We start from the raw sequence: 17,681 nt of genomic DNA on the forward strand, positions 1-17,681 counted from the left end.
GCATCATCGTTCGACTTGCATGTGTTAAGCACGCCGCCAGCGTTCGTCCTGAGCCAGGATCAAACTCTCCGTAAAAAAATACAGACCCAACACCCCAAAGGGCATCAGACCGAGTTGATTCTGACTGTTGACTGTCTACTGACAATCTTCAATCCAAAAGGAATTGCATCATGACCTGAACAACCGAAGCTGCCCAGGCACGAGGTCAATCAATAAATTGGCATTGACAATGTGCACGCTGTTGAGTTCTCAAGGACCAGACGCACTCGCTCTTCGGCTCAGGTTCGAGCTCCAGCCACGAGGCTTGTGTACTTGGCTTGCCACCGGTGTGTCGTCGGACCCGGAGGTCCTGTGGCTCATCCCCGAGGGGAGAGAACCGGTGGGCTTGTCATCCTAGGCGTCGAAGCGATCGAGCACAAGGCCAGATCTGATCTTCAGTGGAGGATGGTCCCGCTTGAGGGCCGACGTGCTCTGGGCTTTCGCTCCAGCCGCTCCGCCGCACCTTTGGGGTGACGAGTAGGAACTTTACGCAGGCCTGGGCGAGTGTGCCAAGCCAGGCCCGATCCCGGGCGTGTCGCGTTGTGCAACACGCGTCGCCCGGGTGCCGGGGCGATCAGGCCAGCGTCACACCGGCGAGGGTCTTCTTGCCGCGGCGGAGCACGAGGACTCCCCCGGGCAGGGCGAGGTCCGACAGCGGTGCGGTGGCGTCCTCGGCTCGGACGTTGTTCACGTACACGCCGCCCTGGTCGATCGCCCGCCGGGCTTCGCCGAGGGACTTCACGAGCTCGGTCTCGACGAGGGCCCGGGCCACGTCGGCGCCGGCCTCGATGGTGACCGACCCCGGCAGCTCCGCGATCGCCGACCGCAGGGTGTCCGGGTCGAGGGCACCGAGGTCCCCGTTGCCGAACAGCGCAGCCGCGGCGTCGATCGCGGCCTGGGTGGCGTCGACCCCGTGCACGAGCGAGGTGACCTCGAATGCGAGGGTCCGCTGCGCTTCGCGTCGGAACGGTTCGTCGGCGACCGCCTGCTCGAGTCGCTCGATCTCGGCACGGGACAGGAACGTGAACTCCCGCAACCGGGCGATCACGTCGGCATCCGCCGTGTTGAGCCAGAACTGGTACAGCGCGTACGGCGACGTCATCTCGGCGTCGAGCCAGATCGCGTTGCCTTCGCTCTTGCCGAACTTCGTGCCGTCCGAGTTCGTGATCAAGGGTGTCCCGAGCGCGTGCACCGTCGCACCCTCGGCACGACGGATGAGCTCCGTCCCCGAGGTCAGGTTGCCCCACTGGTCCGAGCCACCCGTCTGCAGCGTGCAGCCGTACTGCCGGAAGAGCTCGCGGTAGTCGAGGCCCTGCAGGATCTGGTAGCTGAACTCCGTGTAGCTGATCCCAGCGTCGGAGTTCAACCGCGCGGCGACGGCGTCCTTCTTGAGCATCGAGTTCACCCGGAAGTACTTGCCGACGTCGCGCAGGAAGTCGATGGCGGACATCGGTGACGTCCAGTCGAGGTTGTTCACCAGCCGGACGCCGTTGTCACCGTCCGGACTGAGGAACCGTGACACCTGCCCCTGCAGACGCGCCACCCACTCGGCGACGGTCTCGCGGGTGTTCAGCGTGCGCTCCGCCGTCGGACGCGGGTCGCCGATGAGCCCCGTCGATCCCCCGACGAGCGCCAGCGGCTTGTGCCCGGCGAGCTGCAACCGACGCATGGTCAGGAGCTGCAGCAGGTTGCCGCAGTGCAGCGACGGTGCCGTGGGGTCGAAGCCGCAGTAGTACGTGATCGGATCACCGTCGAGGGCCTCTTGGAGTGCGGTCTCGTCGGTCGAGACCTGCACCAGACCGCGCCAGCGCAGTTCGTCCCACACCGAGGCGAAGGTGGGGTCGTTCTGCTGGCGCGTCAGGACGTCTTGAGCGGTATCACTGGACACCCCGCCATCGTAGCGGCGGCGCACCACCGACAGCGCGCGGTCGACCGGGAGGCCCGTGGTGCGTCTGGGCCCACGCCGCCGGTTCCGGCGCGACGCGCCAGCGGCGGGCCGGCCGTGCCGGTGGGGATCAGTCGAGGGCACCCTTGTGCCGTCGGTACGTCGAGATCGTCGGGTCGCCCGTCAACCAGAAGCGCCAGGGGTACTGCGCACCGCCGGCGATGCCGCCGACGCCGGTGCGCGGTCCGCGCGAGATGCGCGGGACCGGACCCGTCCCGCCGGGGCCGGGTGCGGTCTCGGTCAGGAGTTCCTCGACGACGCGGGCCGGAGAGGCGGAGGCGAGCCGCGCCTCCAGGCCGGGTGCCAACGTGAGCACGAACGGACCGGACCCGTCGAGCAGCGAGGTGCCGTCGTCCTGTCCGAGCACCGCGCCGAGGGCGCCACCGAGGTTGCCGGGGCCGCGCGCCAACGCGACGTCGGCAACCGACGGGCCACGTCGTCCGCGTGCGGTGTCGACGCCCTCGATCACCTGCGCACCGCGGAGCAGGGAACCGGAGGAGGTGCCGGCCGGTGCACTCACGACGTTGACGCAGGTGTGGATGCCGTACGAGCGGTACGCGTACAGGGTGCCCGGCGACCCGAACAGGTGGCGGTTGCGCTCGGTCGGACCGCGGTGCCCGTGCGAGCCGGGGTCGGTGGGGCCGAAGTAGGCCTCGACCTCGGTGATGCGCAGGGTCACGCCACGGCCCGCGATCGTCGCGCCGAGCAGCGCCGGGGCGATGCGCGGCGCCGGCTCGGCGAGCAACGCGAGCAGCCCCTCGGTCATCGCGTGAAGGGTGCGCCCTCGGCCAGGTCGTGGACGCGACGCGTGACGGACGCCAGCTGCTCGGCCACACGGTCCGGAGCGGTCCCGCCGACACCCGATCGGGACGCGACACTGCCCTCGATCGTGAGCACGGCACGGACCCCGGGGGTCAGGTGCTCGGAGACCGACCGGTACTCGTCGTCGGTCGGGTCGTCGAGCTCGATGCCGCGCTGTTCGCAGTACCGGACCAGCGCACCGGACACCTCGTGCGCATCGCGGAACGGGACACCCTGGCGGACCAGCCACTCGGCCACGTCGGTCGCGAGCGAGAAGCCCTGCGGCGCGAGCTCGGCCATCCGGTCCGTGTCGAACGTGAGCGTCGCGATCATGCCGGTGAAGGCCGGCAGCAGGACCTCGAGCGTGGCGACCGAGTCGAAGACGGGCTCCTTGTCCTCCTGCAGGTCGCGGTTGTAGGCGAGCGGCAGTCCCTTCAAGGTCGCGAGCAGGCCCGTCAGGTTGCCGATCAGACGCCCGGACTTGCCGCGCGCGAGCTCGGCGATGTCCGGGTTCTTCTTCTGCGGCATGATGCTCGAGCCGGTCGAGAAGGCGTCGTGGAGCCGGACGAAGCCGAACTCCTTCGTGTTCCAGAGGATGACCTCTTCCGACAGACGTGAGACGTCGATGCCGATCTGCGCGAGGACGAACGCGAACTCGGCGACGACGTCGCGGGCGGCCGTGGCGTCGATCGAGTTGTCGGCCGGGCGGTCGAACCCGAGCTCCGCGGCGATCGCGGCGGGGTCGAGACCGAGCGAACTGCCGGCGAGGGCACCGGCGCCGTACGGGCTCACGCTCGCGCGGCCCGCCCAGTCGCGGAGGCGCTCGAGGTCGCGGACCAACGGCCACGCGTGCGCCAACAGGTGGTGCGCGAGGAGGACGGGCTGCGCGTGCTGCAGGTGCGTGCGACCCGGCATGATCGCCGCCGGGTGTTCGTTGGCCTGCTGGGTGATCGCGTCGACCAGGTCGATCACGAGTCGGCCGATGCGCCGCCCGTGGTCGAGCATGTGCATGCGGCCGAGCGTCGCGATCTGGTCGTTGCGGCTGCGGCCGGCGCGGAGCTTGCCGCCGAGCTCCGGACCGAGGTCGGCGATGAGGAGGCGCTCGAGGGCGCCGTGGACGTCCTCGTCGGACTCGTCGGGCTGCAGCGTGCCGTCGGCGTGCGCGGCCTCGAGCCGGTCGAGTCCGGCGAGCATGCGCTCGAGTTCGTCCGCCGTCAGGTACCCGGCCGTGTGCAGGGCCCGGGCGTGCGCGCGGGAGCCGGCGATGTCGTACGGGGCGAGCTGCCAGTCGAAGTGCGTCGACTTCGACAGCGCTGCCAGGGCCGCACTCGGGCCGTCGGCGAAGCGGGCGCCCCAGAGGGCTCCGGTGTTGGTGGCGTCGGTCTTCTCGTCGGTCATGTCGTCCTGCGTCGTTGTCGTCGGGCCGGGTGGCGGCGGGTGTCAGTTCGCCGCGTCGCGGCGGGCGGAGATCTTGCTGGGGAGCGACCAGAGTTCGATGAAGCCCCTCGAGAGGGACTGGTCGAACGTGTCGCCGGTGTCGTACGTGGCGAGGTCGAAGTCGTAGAGGCTCTGCTCCGAGCGACGGCCGGTCACCGTCGCCCGACCGCCGTGCAGCTGGAGGCGGACGTCACCGGAGACGTGCTGCTGGGTGTGGTCGACGAAGGCGTCGAGGCTGCGCTTCAGCCCGCCGAACCACAGACCGTCGTAGACCAGGTCGGCCCACTCCGACTCGACACCGCGCTTGTAGCGGTTCACGTCGCGCTCGAGGGTGAGGCGCTCGAGCTCCTCGTGCGCCGTGATGAGCGCGATCGCCGCAGGGGCCTCGTACACCTCTCGCGACTTGATGCCGACGAGGCGGTCTTCGACGACGTCGATCCGACCGACGCCGTGCTTGCCGGCCACGGCGTTCAGCTCCTGCACGATCCGCAGCACGCTGAAGCGCTGCCCGTCGAGCGCCACCGGGACGCCGCGCTCGAACGTGATGGTCACCTCGTCCGGGTCGCGCGGGACGGCGGGGTCCTGCGTGTAGGCGTAGAGGTCCTCGGTCGGGGCGTTCCACGGGTCCTCGAGGAAACCCGTCTCGACCGCACGGCCCCACACGTTCTGGTCGATCGAGTACGGCGACCGCTGCGACTGCTGGATCGGCAGGGCGTGCTGCTCGGCGTACGCGATCGCCTTGTCCCGGGTCAGGGCGAGGTCACGCACCGGTGCCACGCTCCGCAGGTCCGGAGCGATCGCCGCGACCGCTGCCTCGAACCGGACCTGGTCGTTGCCCTTGCCGGTGCAGCCGTGCGCGACGCTGTCGGCGCCGAGCTGCTTCGCCGTCAGCGCGAGGTGCTTCGCGATGAGCGGGCGGCTCAGCGCCGACACCAGCGGGTAGCGCTTCTGGTACAGCGCGTTGGCCTTGAGGGCCGGCACGATGTACTCGTCGGCGTACTCGTCCTTGGCGTCGACCACGATCGACTCCACGGCCCCGCAGTCGAGCGCGCGCTGCCGGATCGAGTCGAGGTCCTCGCCGCCCTGGCCGACGTCGACCGCGAGTGCGACCACCTCTTTGCCGGTGGCGTCACGCAGCCAGCCGATCCCGACGGAGGTGTCGAGGCCGCCGGAGTAGGCGAGGACGACGCGGTCAGCCATGCGGTGCGCCTACGCGGTCGCCACGGCGTTCGCCGTTGCCGTCGTCGCGCCGTTCGCGGCGAGGAGCCAGGCCAGCAGCGCCTTCTGGGCGTGCAGACGGTTCTCCGCCTCGTCCCAGATGATGCTGCGCGGCCCGTCGATGACGTCGGCGGTCACCTCGTAGCCACGGTCGGCGGGCAGGCAGTGCATGAACACCGCGTCGTCGGCAGCGTGCGCCATCAGGGCGTCGTCCACGCGGTACCCGGAGAAGGTGTCGAGGCGCGACTGCTTCTCGGACTCCTTGCCCATCGACACCCAGGTGTCGGTGACCACGACGTCGGCACCGGCGACCGCTGCCACCGGGTCGGTGACGACCAGGACGGAACCGCCGGTCTCGGCCGAACGGTGCTCGGCGTCGGTGACGACCTGCGGGGACGGCGAGAACTCGGCGGGAGCCGCGACGCGGACGTGCATGCCCGCGGTCGCGCCGGCGAGCAGGTACGACTGCGCCATGTTGCTCGCGCCGTCGCCGATGAACGCCACGGTCTGGCCCGCCAGCGTGCCGCGGTGCTCGCGGATGGTGAGCAGGTCGGCGAGCAGCTGGCAGGGGTGGAAGTCGTCGGACAGTGCGTTGACGACCGGGACGGTCGTACCGGCGGCCATCTCCTCGAGACCGGCCTGCCCGTAGGTGCGCCAGACGATCGCCGACACCATGCGCTCGAGCACGCGGGCGGTGTCCGACGGGGTCTCCTTGCCGCCGAGCTGGCTGTTCGCCGTCGAGATGATGAGCGGGCTGCCGCCCAGGTCGGAGATGCCGACGTGGAACGACACCCGGGTGCGGGTCGACGACTTGTCGAAGATGACCGCGACGCTCTGCGGGCCGGCGAGGGGCTTCGCCCCCCAACGGTCGGCCTTCATCTGGTCGGCGATGTCGAGGATCGCGGACTGCTCGGCCTGGCTGAGGTCGTCGTCCCGGAGGAAGTGGCGGGTCATGCGGAGGTCTCCTGGGCGGCAGCGACGGCCGCGAGGCTCTGGGCGAGGATCGACACGAACTCGTCGATCTCGGCGTCGGACACGATGAGCGGCGGCGCGAGGCGCAGGCTCGACTCGTTCGGGGCGTTGATGATGAGGCCACGCTCGAGGGCGGCGGCGTTGACCGCGGCAGCGATCGGGCCGGTGAGCCCGACGCCGATGAGCAGACCGGTGCCGCGGACCTCTTCGACGAGCGGTGAGCCGATGCCGGCGATGCCGGTCCGGATCCGCTCACCCTTGACCACGGCGGCAGCGACGAGGTCCGCGCGTTCGATCTCCTCGAGCACCGCGTTCGCCACGCGGGTGCCGAGCGGGTTGCCACCGAAGGTCGAACCGTGCTGGCCGGCCGAGAACAGGTCGGACGCCCACCCGAAGGTCACGAGCGCACCGATCGGGAACCCGCCGGCGATGCCCTTGGCCACCGTGACGGCGTCGGGGGTGAAGCCGTGGCCCTGGTAGGTGAACCAGTTGCCGGTCCGGCCGACACCGGTCTGGATCTCGTCGAGGATCAGCAGCGCACCGTGCTCCTCGGTCAGCCGGCGCGCGGCGAGCAGGAAGCCCTCGGGCAGGTCGACGACGCCGGCCTCGCCCTTGATCGGCTCGATGACGATCGCCGCGACCGTGTCGTCGATGGACTCCTCGAGCGCAGCGACGGTGGAGTCGATGTGCTCGACGCCCGGGATCATCGGCAGGAAGTCCTGCTGGAGCGCGGGCTTGCCGGTGAGCGCGAGCGCCCCCATCGTCCGGCCGTGGAAGCCCTGCTTCAGCGCGAGGATGCGGGTCTTCTGCCCGTCGGCGCCCTTGTTCAGGCGCGCGAGCTTGAACGCGGCCTCGTTCGCCTCGGCCCCGGAGTTGCCGAAGTACACCCGCCCGGCGTCGCCCGCACCGGTGATGCGCTTGAGACGCTCCGCCAGCTCGAGCTGGGGCGGCGTCGCGAAGTAGTTCGACACGTGCACGAGCTTCGCGGCCTGGTCGGCGATCGCCTCGACCAGGACGGGGTGCGCGTGGCCGAGCGAGTTCACGGCGATGCCCGCCAGGAAGTCGAGGTACTCGTTGCCCTCGACGTCCCAGACACGGCAGCCCTGTCCGCGCTCGAGCATGATCTTCGGCGGGGTCAGGGATCGCATGAGCGACGCCCCGAACCGGTCGTTCCAGGTCTCGGTCTGCGTCTCGCTGCTCACGGCTGCTGCCCCTTCTCGGTCGTGCTGGCCACGTGTTGGCCGGTGCTGGTGCTCGTCGACGGTGCTGCCACGCGTCGGCCGATCTCGGCGTGGGTCATCTGGTTCTCGGTGCGTCGGCTCGGGTCCGGGATCACCTCGGTGCCCGCACCGCGCAGGGTGAAGACCTCGAGCAGGATCGAGTGCGGGATCCGGCCGTCGATGATCGTCGCCCCGCCGACCCCGCCGACCACGGCGTCGAGGCACGCGGTCATCTTCGGGATCATGCCCGACTCGAGGGACGGCAGGAGCGCGCGGAGTTCCTCGACCGCGATGAGGTCGACGAGCGAGTCGCGGTCCGGCCAGTTGCGGTACAGGCCGGGGACGTCGGTGAGCATGATGAGCTTCGACGCACGCAGCGCGATCGCCAGGGCACCCGCGGCTGCGTCGGCGTTCACGTTGAGCGCCTGGTCCGGGTGGGCGTCGTCGATCGCGATGCTCGAGACGACCGGGATGCGGCCGGCCTCGATCGCGGCGAGCACCCCTGACGGGTCGACGTGGGTGATGTCACCGACGTGCCCGAGGTCGTACTCCTGCCCGTCGACGACCACGCCCTTCTGCTCGCCGGTGAACAGCGACCCGCCGTCGCCGAACACGCCGACGGCCAGGCCCTCGCCGTGCTCGTTCATCAGGTCGACGATCTCGCGGTTGACCTCGCCAGCAAGGACGTCGCGGACGACCGAGATCGCCTCGGTCGTGGTGACGCGGTAGCCGCCACGGAACTCGGACTCGATGCCCTGTTCCTTGAGCGCGGCCGAGATCTGCGGACCCCCGCCGTGCACGACGACGGGGTGCAACCCGGCGTAGCGGAGGTAGACCATGTCCTCGGCGAACGCGCGCTTGAGGTCCTCGTTCACCATCGCGTTGCCACCGAACTTGACGACGACGACCTTGCCGGAGAACCGCTTGAGCCACGGCAGGGACTCGATCAGGGTCGCGGCCTTGACGGCGGCGAACTCGTGCTCTTCTTCCTTCGTGAGGGGCGTCCCGGCCCCTTCGGTGTCGTTCGCCATCAGCTGGAGTACGCGCTGTTCTCGTGCACGTAGTCGTGCGTGAGGTCGTTGGTCAGGATCGTCGCCGAGTGCGTCCCGACGCCGAGGTCGATGCGCACGTGGGTGTCCCGCGGCGTCAGGTCGACGGTGTCGCTCGGCTGGTCCGGAGCGCCGGCGTGGCAGACCCGGACACCGTTCATGCTGACGTCGACCGCGTACGGGTCGAAGTCGGCGTCCGTGGTGCCGATGGCCGCGAGGACCCGGCCCCAGTTCGGGTCGTTGCCGAAGACGGCCGCCTTGAACAGGTTGTTGCGCGCGACACTCCGGCCGACGGTGACGGCGTCGTCCTCGGTCGCGGCGTGCACGACCTCGATCGCGATGTCGTGGCTGGCGCCCTCGGCGTCCTGCTGCAGCTGGCGGGCCAGGTCGGCGCAGACCGCGGTCAGTGCTTCCTGGAAGTCGCCGACCTCGGGCGTCACCCCGCTCGCACCCGACGACAGCAGCACGACGGTGTCGTTCGTCGACATGCAGCCGTCCGAGTCGACGCGGTCGAAGGTGATGCGGGTGGCCGCGCGGAGCGCCTGGTCGAGCTGGTCCGGGGTCTGCACGGCGTCGGTCGTGATCACGACGAGCATCGTCGCGAGTCCGGGTGCGAGCATGCCCGCACCCTTCGCCATGCCGCCGACGGTCCAGCCGTCCTCGGTCACCACGGACTGCTTCGCCTTGGTGTCGGTCGTCATGATGGCCGTGGCCGCGTCCGGGCCGCCATCGGCGGTGAGCGCAGCGCCGGCGAGGTCGACGCCCCGGAGCACGCCGTCGCGGAACGTCTGGTCACCCACCCCGATGAGGCCGGTGGAGCAGACGACGACGTCGCCCGCACCGATGCCGAGGGCGTCACCGACGGCTTCAGCGGTCAGGTGCGTGGTCTGGAAGCCGAAGGGACCCGTGAAGCAGTTGGCGCCGCCGGAGTTCAGGACGACGGCGCGCGCGACGCCGTCACCGACGACCTGGCGGGACCAGATCACCGGGTGCGCCTGCGCGCGGTTGCTGGTGAAGACCGCCGCCACGGCCGCGTCGGGGCCGTCGTTGACGACGAGGGCCACGTCCGGCTTGCCGCTGGTCTTCAGGCCGGCGGTCACGCCGGCAGCGCGGAAACCCGCTGCCGCGGTGACGCCCTGGAGGCCCGGTTCGCCCTGGGTGGGCTCGCTCACGTCGGTGAGATCGGTCACGGTGCGACTCCGTCCACGCTGAGGCCCAGGGTCTCCGGCAGACCCAGGGCGATGTTGGTCGACTGGACGGCGGCACCCGCCGTGCCCTTCGCGAGGTTGTCGAGAGCCGTGACGGCGACGACGCGGCCTGCGGCCTCGTCCACCGCGATGCCGACGAGTGCGGTGTTCGCACCGATGGTGTCCGCGACCCGGGGGAACTCGCCCTCGGGCAACAGGTGCACGAACGGCTCGTCGGCGTAGGCCTGCTCCCAGGCGAGCCGCACGTCGCGGGCGCTGACACCCGGGGTGAGCTTGGCCGTCGTCGTCGCGAGGATGCCCCGCGACATCGGGACGAGCACGGGCGTGAACGAGATCGTCACGTCGGCAGCACCCGCCACGACCAGGTTCTGCTGGATCTCCGGGACGTGCCGGTGCGTGCCGCCCACCGCGTAGGCGCTTGCGGAACCCATGATCTCGGACGCCAGGTAGGTGTTGGCGAGCTTCTTGCCGGCACCGCTCGGGCCGACGCTCAGCACGGCGACGATGTCGTCCGACTCGACGAGCCCGGCCTGGATGCCCGGCTGGATGCCGAGCGTCACCGCGGTGACGTTGCAGCCGGGGACCGCGATCCGCTTGGTGCCGACCAGGGCCGAACGCTGCTTGCCCTGCGACGCGATGTCCTCGACCTCGCGCCACTCGTCGGCCGAACCCGGGGTCGGGGCGGCGAGCAGGAGCTCCGGCAGGCCGTAGGTCCAGGCGCCGTGGTAGTCGCCGCCGTAGAACTGCTCCCAGGCCGCGGCGTCCGTCAGACGGTGGTCCGCGCCGCAGTCCACCACGAGGGCGTCGTCCCCGAGCTCCTCGGTGATCGCCCCCGACTGACCGTGCGGCAGCGCCAGGAACACGACGTCGTGCCCTCGGAGCGTCTCGGCCGTCGTCTTCTCGAGGGTCAGGTGCGACAGCGACCGGAGGTGCGGCTGCGTCGCGATCAACGGCTGTCCGGCGTTCGAGAACGCCGTCACCGTCCTGACGTCGAACTCGGGATGGGCGGAGAGCACGCGCAGGAGCTCACCACCCGCGTAGCCGGAGGCTCCCGCCACGGCGACGGATACGGACATGGGATTCCACCTTTGGTCGGACTGGTCGTCGAGAGAGTCGGAGGCGGCGACCCCGGGCGGTGCTGATCCCGTCGTGGGTCAGTCGCGCAGGGTCGCCCCGAATCGCTCGCCGGCACGTCGGACTGCGCCGTCACGGGCCTCGGTGGCCTCGGCAGCGGTCAGCGTGCGGTCCGTGGCACGGAAGCGCAGGGCGAACGTCAGGGACTTCTGTCCCTCGTCCACGCCGGAGCCCCGGTAGTCATCCACGAGCCGAGCATACTCCAACAGGTCTCCGGCACCAGAGCGGACCGCATCCAACACGTCACCGGCCGGCACCCCGGCGTCGACGACCAGGGACAGGTCCTGCGTCGCTGCCGGGTACGACACGATCGGCGCGACCGCGACGAGGTCGGGGGCCGCGGCCACCATGGCGTCGAGGTCGAGCTCGACGACGGCCACCACGCGGGGCAGCACCGCAGCGGCGGACAGCTCCGGCAGGAGTTCGCCGGCGACGCCCACGACGGTGTCGCCCACGAGCAGCGACGCCGCGCGGCCCGGGTGCAGGGACGGGTGGGTGGTCTGCACGACGCGCAGTTCCACGCCGACGGCCCACGCGACCTGGCGAGCCGCGTCGATCGCGTCGGCGATGCCGTACGGCTCCGCCGCGACGCCCGCCTGCTTGCCGACGCGGTTGCCGGTGAGCAGAGCGGACACGTGGAACGGCTGTGCGGGCAGGGACGCGTCGAGCGCCTCGAGCGTCGCGCGGTCGGGCAGCGCGGCACCGGCCGGGACCTCGTCGGTGCCGAGCGTCACGCCCGTCGCCGGCAGGAACACCCGCGAGGTCTCGTAGAGCGCGACGTCGAGCAGGCCGCGCGAGACGTTCCGGCGGGCGGCGTCGACGAGGGCCGGCACACCACTGCGGCGGAGCAGGTTCTGCTCGCTGTCGAGGGCGTTGGCGAGGACGACGCTCGGGCCGCCCTGAGGGTCGATCCCCGGGTACGCGTCCTGCGTCGCGGCGGAGACGAACGGCGCCGTCACCGCTTCGACCAGACCCGCGGCGGCGAGGGCCGCGGAGACCCGACGGCGCGCCTGCTGGTGCGGGGTGAGCCCGCGTCCGGGCGGGGCCACGGGGAGCACGCTCGGGATGCGGTCGTACCCGACGATCCGCGCGACCTCTTCGACCAACGTGGTGTCGTCGGTCAGGTCCGGACGCCAGGTCGGCGGGGTGACGGCGAGCTGCGCACCGTCGACCTGCACCGTCGCGCCGATCGCACGGAGGGTGTCCACGACCTCGGCGTCGGTGTAGTCCACGCCGATGAGCTCGGCCGGACGCGAGGTCCGCATGGCGACCGTTGCACGGGGCTCGGTGTCGACGAGCGTGGAACCGAGAGCATCGGCCGTGCCGCCGGCCAGCTCGACGAGGAGGTCGACGGCACGGTTCGCAGCAGCCTCGGCCACGAGCGGGTCGACGCCGCGCTCGAACCGACGGGAGGCCTCGCTCGGCAGCTTGTGGCGTCGAGCGGTCCGCGCGATCGAGACCTGGTCGAAGCCAGCTGCCTCGATCAGGACGTCGGTCGTGCTCGCCGAGATCTCCGTCCGGGCACCGCCCATCACGCCGGCGAGCCCGACGGGGCCGTCGTGGTCGGTGATGACGAGGTCCTCGGGGTCGAGCTTCCGCACGGCGCCGTCGAGGGTCTCGAGCGTCTCGCCGGCAGCGGCACGACGGACACCCAGGCCACCGCGGACGGTCGACAGGTCGTAGCCGTGCAGCGGCTGGCCGAGCTCGAACATGACGTAGTTCGTGATGTCGACCGGCAGCGAGATCGAACGGACGCCTGCCAGTGCGAGACGCGACACCATCCAGGCCGGTGTCTTCGCGGTCGGGTCGATGCCACGGACGACGCGGGTGACGAAGGTGCTCGCGCCGACGCGACCGCGGATCGGGGCCTGGTCGTCGATCGTGACCGAGAAGCCCTCGGCCGTGCGGGGTGCGACGCGGTCGACGGGGTCGTGGAAGCTCGCGCCGGTGGCGTGGGCGTACTCACGCGCGACACCGCGCATGCTCAGCACGTACCCACGGTCCGGCGTGACGTTGATCTCGACCGCCGCGTCGTCGAGGCCGAGGAGCGCGATGGCGTCCTGGCCGACGTCGGGCTCCATGTCGAGGTCTGCGAAGCGGAGGATGCCCTCGTGCTCGTCGCCGAGACCGAGCTCGCGTGCCGAGGCGATCATGCCGTCGGAGACGTGGCCGTAGGTCTTGCGGGCCGCGATCGGGAACGGTCCGGGCAGCACGGCGCCGGGCAGCGTCACGACGACGAGGTCGCCCACGTCGAAGTTGTGCGCACCGCAGACGATGCCGCGGGGCTCGGGCTCGCCGACGTCCACCTGGCACCAGTTGATCGTCTTGCCGTTCTTCTGCGGTTCCGGGACGCGCTCGAGCACCCGGCCGACCACGACGGGGCCGGTCAGGTCGAAGGTGTGGACGTCCTCTTCCTCGAAGCCGACCGACACGAGCGCCGCGTGGACGTGCTCGAGGGTGACGTCCTCGGGGAGGTCGACGGACTCGCCGAGCCAGCGGAGTGGGACGCGCATCAGACCACCGTTCCGAACTGCTGCGAGAAGCGGATGTCGCCCTCGAGGAAGTCACGCATGTCGTTCAGGCCGTTGCGGAACTGCAGCGTCCGCTCGATGCCCATGCCGAAGGCGAAGCCCTGGTACTCGTCCGGGTCGATGCCGGCGGCACGCAGGACGTTCGGGTTGACCATGCCGCAGCCACCCCACTCGACCCACCGGGCGCCACCCTTGGCGTTCGGCTGCCAGACGTCCATCTCGGCGCTGGGCTCGGTGAACGGGAAGTAGTTCGGGCGCAGGCGGATCTGTGCTTCCGCGCCGAAGACCTGGCGGGCGAAGTGCTCGAGCGTGCCGCGCAGGTGCGCCATCGTCAGGCCCTTGTCGATCGCGATGCCCTCGACCTGGGTGAAGACCGGCAGGTGCGTGGCGTCGAGCTCGTCGGCGCGGTACACGCGGCCCGGGGCGATGACGTAGAGCGGGAGGTCGCGGGACAGCAGGGACCGCACCTGCACGGGCGACGTGTGGGTGCGCATGACCAGGTGCCGGTCGACGGGCTCGACGAAGATCGTGTCCGCCATGGCCCGGGCCGGGTGGTCCTGGTCGAAGTTCAGGGCGTCGAAGTTGAACCACTCGTGCTCGAGCTCGGGGCCCTCTGCCACTTCCCACCCCATGCCGACGAAGATGTCCGCGACGGCTTCGTTGAGCAGCGAGAGCGGGTGGCGCGAGCCGGTCGGGCGGTGGGTCGGCAACGCGGTGACGTCGACGCGCTCGGCCTCGAGCCGCGCGCGCTCTTCGGCCACGGCGAGGACCGACTCCTGCTCCGCGATCGCCGCGTTCAGCCGCCCGCGGGCCTGACCGACGAGCTTGCCCGCCGCGGCCTTCTGCTCCGGCGGGACGCTGCGCATCGACGCGTTCATCCGAGCCAGCGGCGACTGCTCACCGGTGTGCTCGGCCCTGGCCTGCTTCAGTTCGGCGACCGTCGTCGTGGCGCGGACGGCGGCGAGTGCTGCGTCCACGGCGTCGGCGACGGCCGATTCGCTGATCTCGAGAGGTTCTGACACGAGACCCAAGCCTACCGGCCGACGGGATACCACCCGCCTGCACCGGTCGGACTGTGGATGGCCGATGCCGACGACCGACCTGTGGAGGGAGGTCAGCTCCGGAGTGCGAACGCGGACTCGTACAGGCAGACCGAGGCCGCCGTCGCCAGGTTCATCGACTCCGCCTGGCCGTAGATCGGCACCTTCACCGCACGGTCGACGAGCGCGAGGTCCTCGGTGGTGAGCCCGCGGGCCTCGTTGCCGAACACCCACGCGGTCGGACCGTCGAGCATGCCCTCGGCCCGGACCACCGGCAGGTCGTCGCCCGAGACGTCGGCCGCGAGCACGGTGTACCCGAGTGCCTTCGCCCGCGCGATCGTGTCGGCCAGGGTCACGCCGACCGACACCGGCACGTGGAACAGCGAGCCCGTGGTCGACCGGACGACCTTCGGGTTGTACGGGTCCACCGACCGCCCGGTGAGGACCACCGCGTCGGCGCCGGCGGAGTCGGCGGCGCGGATGATCGTGCCGGCGTTCCCCGGGTCCCGCACCTCTTCGAGGATGGCGACCAGCCCCGGCAACGCGGCCGGCTCGTCGGCGTCCCCACGGGCCTCCAGGTCGACGGCAGCGGCAGCGTCACCGACGCGACGGTCCGGGAAGACGTCCTTGACCGACGTCGGGAACTGCTGGCAGACGGCGACGACGCCCTGCGGCGTCACGGTGTCGGCCATCGCGTCGAGGACCTGCTCCGTCACGAACCAGGTGTCGACCGGCGCGTCGTCGAGGCCGTAGCGGGCTGCGGCAGTCGGCGTCACGTAGAGCTCGCGCAGGAGCTCCGGGGCGTACTCGAGTGCTTCACGCACCGCCTGCGGCCCCTCCAGCAGGAAGAGGCCCGTTTCGGCACGGACGTCCTTCTTCGACAGGGCCGCGACGGCCTTCACACGTCCGGCACGGGGGTTCTCGAGGAGTTCGCTCACGACCCAAGTCTAGGAACGACGAAACCCCCGCCGTGCGGCGGGGGTTTCGCGAGCAGAAGAACTGACTACGCAGCCTTCGGGGCCGAGGTGTCGGCCGGGAGGGCCTTCTTCGCGGTCTCGACGAGCGCGGTGAAGGTCTCGGGGTTGTTCACCGCGAGGTCGGCGAGGATGCGACGGTCGACCTCGACACCGGCGAGACCCAGACCCTGGATCAGACGGTTGTAGGTCAGGCCGTTCGCGCGGGACGCAGCGTTGATGCGCTGGATCCACAGGCGACGGAACTCGCCCTTCTTCGCGTGACGGTCGCGGTACGCGTAGACCAGGGAGTGGGTGACCTGCTCCTTGGCCTTGCGGTACAGACGCGAACGCTGGCCGCGGTAACCCTCGGCGCGCTCGAGGATGACGCGGCGCTTCTTGGCGGCGTTGACCGCTCTCTTTACTCGTGCCATTGCACTATTCCTTTACGATCCGGGGGCTCAGTGGCCGAGGAGCTTCTTGACGTTCTTCGCGTCTGCCTTGGAGAGGACCTGGTCCTCGTTCAGGCGGGCCTTGCGCTTGGAGCTCTTGACCTCGAGGTTGTGACGCATACCGGCCTGCTGCTTCATGACCTTGCCGGTACCGGTGATCTTGAAGCGCTTCTTCGACCCGGAGTGGGTCTTCTGCTTGGGCATGGTGGTGCCTTTCCGTGGGATGGATGGGAGCCGCGTCGTTGCGGGGTCGGTCTGGGTGACCTACTCGGCGGGAGCGTCGCTCTTGGCCGGTGCCGTGTCCTGCGCGGGAGCCTCGGCCGGGGCCTCGGTCTCCGTCTCGGCGTCCGAGTGGTCCTTCGCAGCGTGCTCGGTGGCACGACGCTCGGCCTTCTGTGCAGCGCGCTTCGCGTTCTGCTCGCCCTTGACGTCGGACTTGTTCTTCAGGGGGGCGATGATCATCGTCATGTTGCGGCCGTCCTGGGTGGGACGGGACTCGACGACGCCGAACTCGGCGATCTCCTCCGCGAACTTGTGGAGGAGACGGACACCCTGCTCCGGACGCGACTGCTCGCGGCCACGGAAGAGGATCATCGCCTTCACCTTGTCGCCACCGAGGAGGAACCCCTCGGCGCGCTTGCGCTTCGTCTCGTAGTCGTGCACGTCGATCTTCAGGCGGAAACGGACCTCTTTCAGGTCCGTGTTCACCTGGTTGCGACGGGCTTCCTTGGCCTTCTGAGCGGCTTCGTACTTGAACTTGCCGTAGTCCATGATCTTGGCCACGGGCGGCTTCGAGTTCGGCGCGACCTCGACCAGATCCAGTTCGGCTTCCTGCGCGAGGCGCAGTGCCATGGCGATCGGGACAACGCCGACCTGCTCACCCTGCGGGCCGACGAGTCGGACTTCGGGAACGCGGATTCGGTCGTTGGTACGGGGATCGGTGATGCGGAGCTCCTTCAATCAGGTGGTGGTCGTCCGGGACGTTTGCCCTGGACGACAGCACGAGAGAGGAGATCTGACGCACGGATCGGAACCCGTTCGGCAGCCGCCCTGCGTCGGATCCGTGGACCCGACCGACGCGTGCACCCAGTTGCTGTGCACTCGCGGAGCGGTGGTGACCCGGTAGCCTGGTGGAACGCGGCCGCGGGTGGGAGAGACTCCTCTTTCGTGACACCGTCCGAGCGCTTCAGGAGAACCTGATGGCACACGGACAGCATCTGCCGCGAGCGAGTCTAGCAGAGGAGCACCGTGACCGACACCCCGATCGACGACGACGGCAGCGGCATCGACGCCGCCAGGGACATCTCGGAGGTGCCGGCCGTCGAACTCATCAACACCGTGGCCGTGCACCTGCTCAGTGCCGCCGCCGTGAAGGTCGGCCTGGCCGACGACCCCCAGGAGCAGACCGACCTGGACGAGGCGCGCAAGCTCATCACCGCACTGGCCGGACTGGTCACCGCCGCGGCGACCGAGATCGGCGACCACCACGCCCGTCCGCTGCGCGACGGGCTGCGCTCGGTGCAGCTCGCGTTCCGCGAGGCGTCGGCGATCCCGGACGCACCGGGCGCCGGACCGGGCGAGAAGTACACCGGCCCCGTCAACTGACGGCTGGCGGCTGACGCACGACGGGCGCTGTCCGTCACGGCGTTCGACGGGAGGCCCGTGGCGGGATCGCCAAGGGC

At 70.4% G+C, this 17,681-nt stretch carries 16 protein-coding genes and 1 rRNA gene; 1 reads left to right on the top strand and 16 read right to left on the bottom strand.

Annotation, left to right across the window (positions count from 1 at the left end):
* From EDF33_RS00005 to infC, 16 genes are all read right to left on the bottom strand, one after another.
* A 16S ribosomal RNA gene (locus EDF33_RS00005) occupies window positions 1-75 on the bottom strand; the annotation flags it as partial.
* 538 nt (window positions 76-613) lie between these two features.
* The gene (gene tyrS / locus EDF33_RS00010) at window positions 614-1,927 is read right to left on the bottom strand and encodes a tyrosine--tRNA ligase (protein ID WP_123338478.1); all 1,314 of its coding nucleotides are present in this window, start codon (window positions 1,925-1,927) and stop codon (window positions 614-616) included.
* A gap of 127 nt (window positions 1,928-2,054) precedes the next feature.
* Window positions 2,055-2,750 (bottom strand): DNA-3-methyladenine glycosylase, encoded by a 696-nt coding sequence (locus EDF33_RS00015; protein ID WP_132099011.1) that lies wholly within the window; start codon window positions 2,748-2,750, stop codon window positions 2,055-2,057.
* Window positions 2,747-4,183, bottom strand: coding sequence for an argininosuccinate lyase (gene argH, locus EDF33_RS00020; RefSeq protein WP_111086277.1), 1,437 nt, complete (start codon window positions 4,181-4,183; stop codon window positions 2,747-2,749). The genes EDF33_RS00015 and argH overlap by 4 nt, the downstream gene beginning before the upstream one ends.
* A gap of 42 nt (window positions 4,184-4,225) precedes the next feature.
* Entirely contained in the window at window positions 4,226-5,422 is a 1,197-nt protein-coding gene (locus EDF33_RS00025; RefSeq protein ID WP_132099012.1) for an argininosuccinate synthase, read from the bottom strand.
* 9 nt (window positions 5,423-5,431) lie between these two features.
* Window positions 5,432-6,394 carry an ornithine carbamoyltransferase gene (gene argF / locus EDF33_RS00030; protein ID WP_123338475.1) on the bottom strand — a complete coding sequence of 321 codons (963 nt, stop codon included), beginning with the start codon at window positions 6,392-6,394 and terminating at the stop codon, window positions 5,432-5,434.
* Window positions 6,391-7,614, bottom strand: coding sequence for an acetylornithine transaminase (locus tag EDF33_RS00035; protein WP_123293377.1), 1,224 nt, complete (start codon window positions 7,612-7,614; stop codon window positions 6,391-6,393). The genes argF and EDF33_RS00035 overlap by 4 nt, the downstream gene beginning before the upstream one ends.
* Window positions 7,611-8,663 carry an acetylglutamate kinase gene (gene argB / locus EDF33_RS00040; RefSeq protein ID WP_123293376.1) on the bottom strand — a complete coding sequence of 351 codons (1,053 nt, stop codon included), beginning with the start codon at window positions 8,661-8,663 and terminating at the stop codon, window positions 7,611-7,613. Before argB ends, EDF33_RS00035 begins: the two co-directional genes overlap by 4 nt.
* Complete coding sequence (gene argJ / locus EDF33_RS00045; RefSeq protein ID WP_243692315.1) at window positions 8,663-9,871, bottom strand: bifunctional glutamate N-acetyltransferase/amino-acid acetyltransferase ArgJ; 1,209 nt, start codon at window positions 9,869-9,871, stop codon at window positions 8,663-8,665. The genes argB and argJ overlap by 1 nt, the downstream gene beginning before the upstream one ends.
* Entirely contained in the window at window positions 9,868-10,965 is a 1,098-nt protein-coding gene (locus EDF33_RS00050; protein WP_132099013.1) for an NAGSA dehydrogenase family protein, read from the bottom strand. The genes argJ and EDF33_RS00050 overlap by 4 nt, the downstream gene beginning before the upstream one ends.
* 78 nt (window positions 10,966-11,043) lie before the next feature.
* Window positions 11,044-13,536: a phenylalanine--tRNA ligase subunit beta gene (gene pheT, locus EDF33_RS00055; protein WP_132099014.1), complete on the bottom strand. Its 2,493-nt coding sequence runs from the start codon at window positions 13,534-13,536 to the stop codon at window positions 11,044-11,046.
* The gene (gene pheS / locus EDF33_RS00060) at window positions 13,536-14,576 is read right to left on the bottom strand and encodes a phenylalanine--tRNA ligase subunit alpha (protein ID WP_111086283.1); all 1,041 of its coding nucleotides are present in this window, start codon (window positions 14,574-14,576) and stop codon (window positions 13,536-13,538) included. Before pheS ends, pheT begins: the two co-directional genes overlap by 1 nt.
* A 92-nt stretch (window positions 14,577-14,668) precedes the next feature.
* Window positions 14,669-15,532 (bottom strand): RNA methyltransferase, encoded by an 864-nt coding sequence (locus EDF33_RS00065; protein WP_123293373.1) that lies wholly within the window; start codon window positions 15,530-15,532, stop codon window positions 14,669-14,671.
* Window positions 15,533-15,597: 65 nt separating this feature from the next.
* Complete coding sequence (gene rplT, locus EDF33_RS00070; protein ID WP_111086285.1) at window positions 15,598-15,981, bottom strand: 50S ribosomal protein L20; 384 nt, start codon at window positions 15,979-15,981, stop codon at window positions 15,598-15,600.
* Window positions 15,982-16,008: 27 nt separating this feature from the next.
* Window positions 16,009-16,203: a 50S ribosomal protein L35 gene (gene rpmI / locus EDF33_RS00075; RefSeq protein ID WP_111086286.1), complete on the bottom strand. Its 195-nt coding sequence runs from the start codon at window positions 16,201-16,203 to the stop codon at window positions 16,009-16,011.
* A gap of 60 nt (window positions 16,204-16,263) precedes the next feature.
* Window positions 16,264-16,959, bottom strand: a complete 696-nt coding sequence (gene infC / locus EDF33_RS00080) for a translation initiation factor IF-3 (protein WP_123293372.1) — start codon at window positions 16,957-16,959, stop codon at window positions 16,264-16,266.
* A gap of 288 nt (window positions 16,960-17,247) precedes the next feature.
* Here infC and EDF33_RS00085 point away from each other — a divergent pair, with 288 nt between their 5' ends.
* On the top strand, window positions 17,248-17,604 hold the full coding sequence (locus tag EDF33_RS00085) for a DUF1844 domain-containing protein (RefSeq protein WP_173170823.1): 357 nt from the start codon (window positions 17,248-17,250) through the stop codon (window positions 17,602-17,604).
* Window positions 17,605-17,681: the final 77 nt, after the last annotated feature.

This window comes from Curtobacterium sp. PhB146, from assembly GCF_004342995.1.
Lineage (GTDB): Bacteria > Actinomycetota > Actinomycetes > Actinomycetales > Microbacteriaceae > Curtobacterium.

Excerpts from the sequence above, each read along its gene's own strand:
- EDF33_RS00015 (WP_132099011.1), bottom strand. The coding sequence starts at position 2,750 with ATGACCGAGGGGCTGCTCGCGTTGCTCGCCGAGCCGGCGCCGCGCATC.
- argH (WP_111086277.1), bottom strand. The coding sequence starts at position 4,183 with ATGACCGACGAGAAGACCGACGCCACCAACACCGGAGCCCTCTGGGGC.
- EDF33_RS00025 (WP_132099012.1), bottom strand. The coding sequence starts at position 5,422 with ATGGCTGACCGCGTCGTCCTCGCCTACTCCGGCGGCCTCGACACCTCC.
- argF (WP_123338475.1), bottom strand. The coding sequence starts at position 6,394 with ATGACCCGCCACTTCCTCCGGGACGACGACCTCAGCCAGGCCGAGCAG.
- argB (WP_123293376.1), bottom strand. The coding sequence starts at position 8,663 with ATGGCGAACGACACCGAAGGGGCCGGGACGCCCCTCACGAAGGAAGAA.
- EDF33_RS00050 (WP_132099013.1), bottom strand. The coding sequence starts at position 10,965 with ATGTCCGTATCCGTCGCCGTGGCGGGAGCCTCCGGCTACGCGGGTGGT.
- pheT (WP_132099014.1), bottom strand. The coding sequence starts at position 13,536 with ATGCGCGTCCCACTCCGCTGGCTCGGCGAGTCCGTCGACCTCCCCGAG.
- rplT (WP_111086285.1), bottom strand. The coding sequence starts at position 15,981 with ATGGCACGAGTAAAGAGAGCGGTCAACGCCGCCAAGAAGCGCCGCGTC.
- rpmI (WP_111086286.1), bottom strand. The coding sequence starts at position 16,203 with ATGCCCAAGCAGAAGACCCACTCCGGGTCGAAGAAGCGCTTCAAGATC.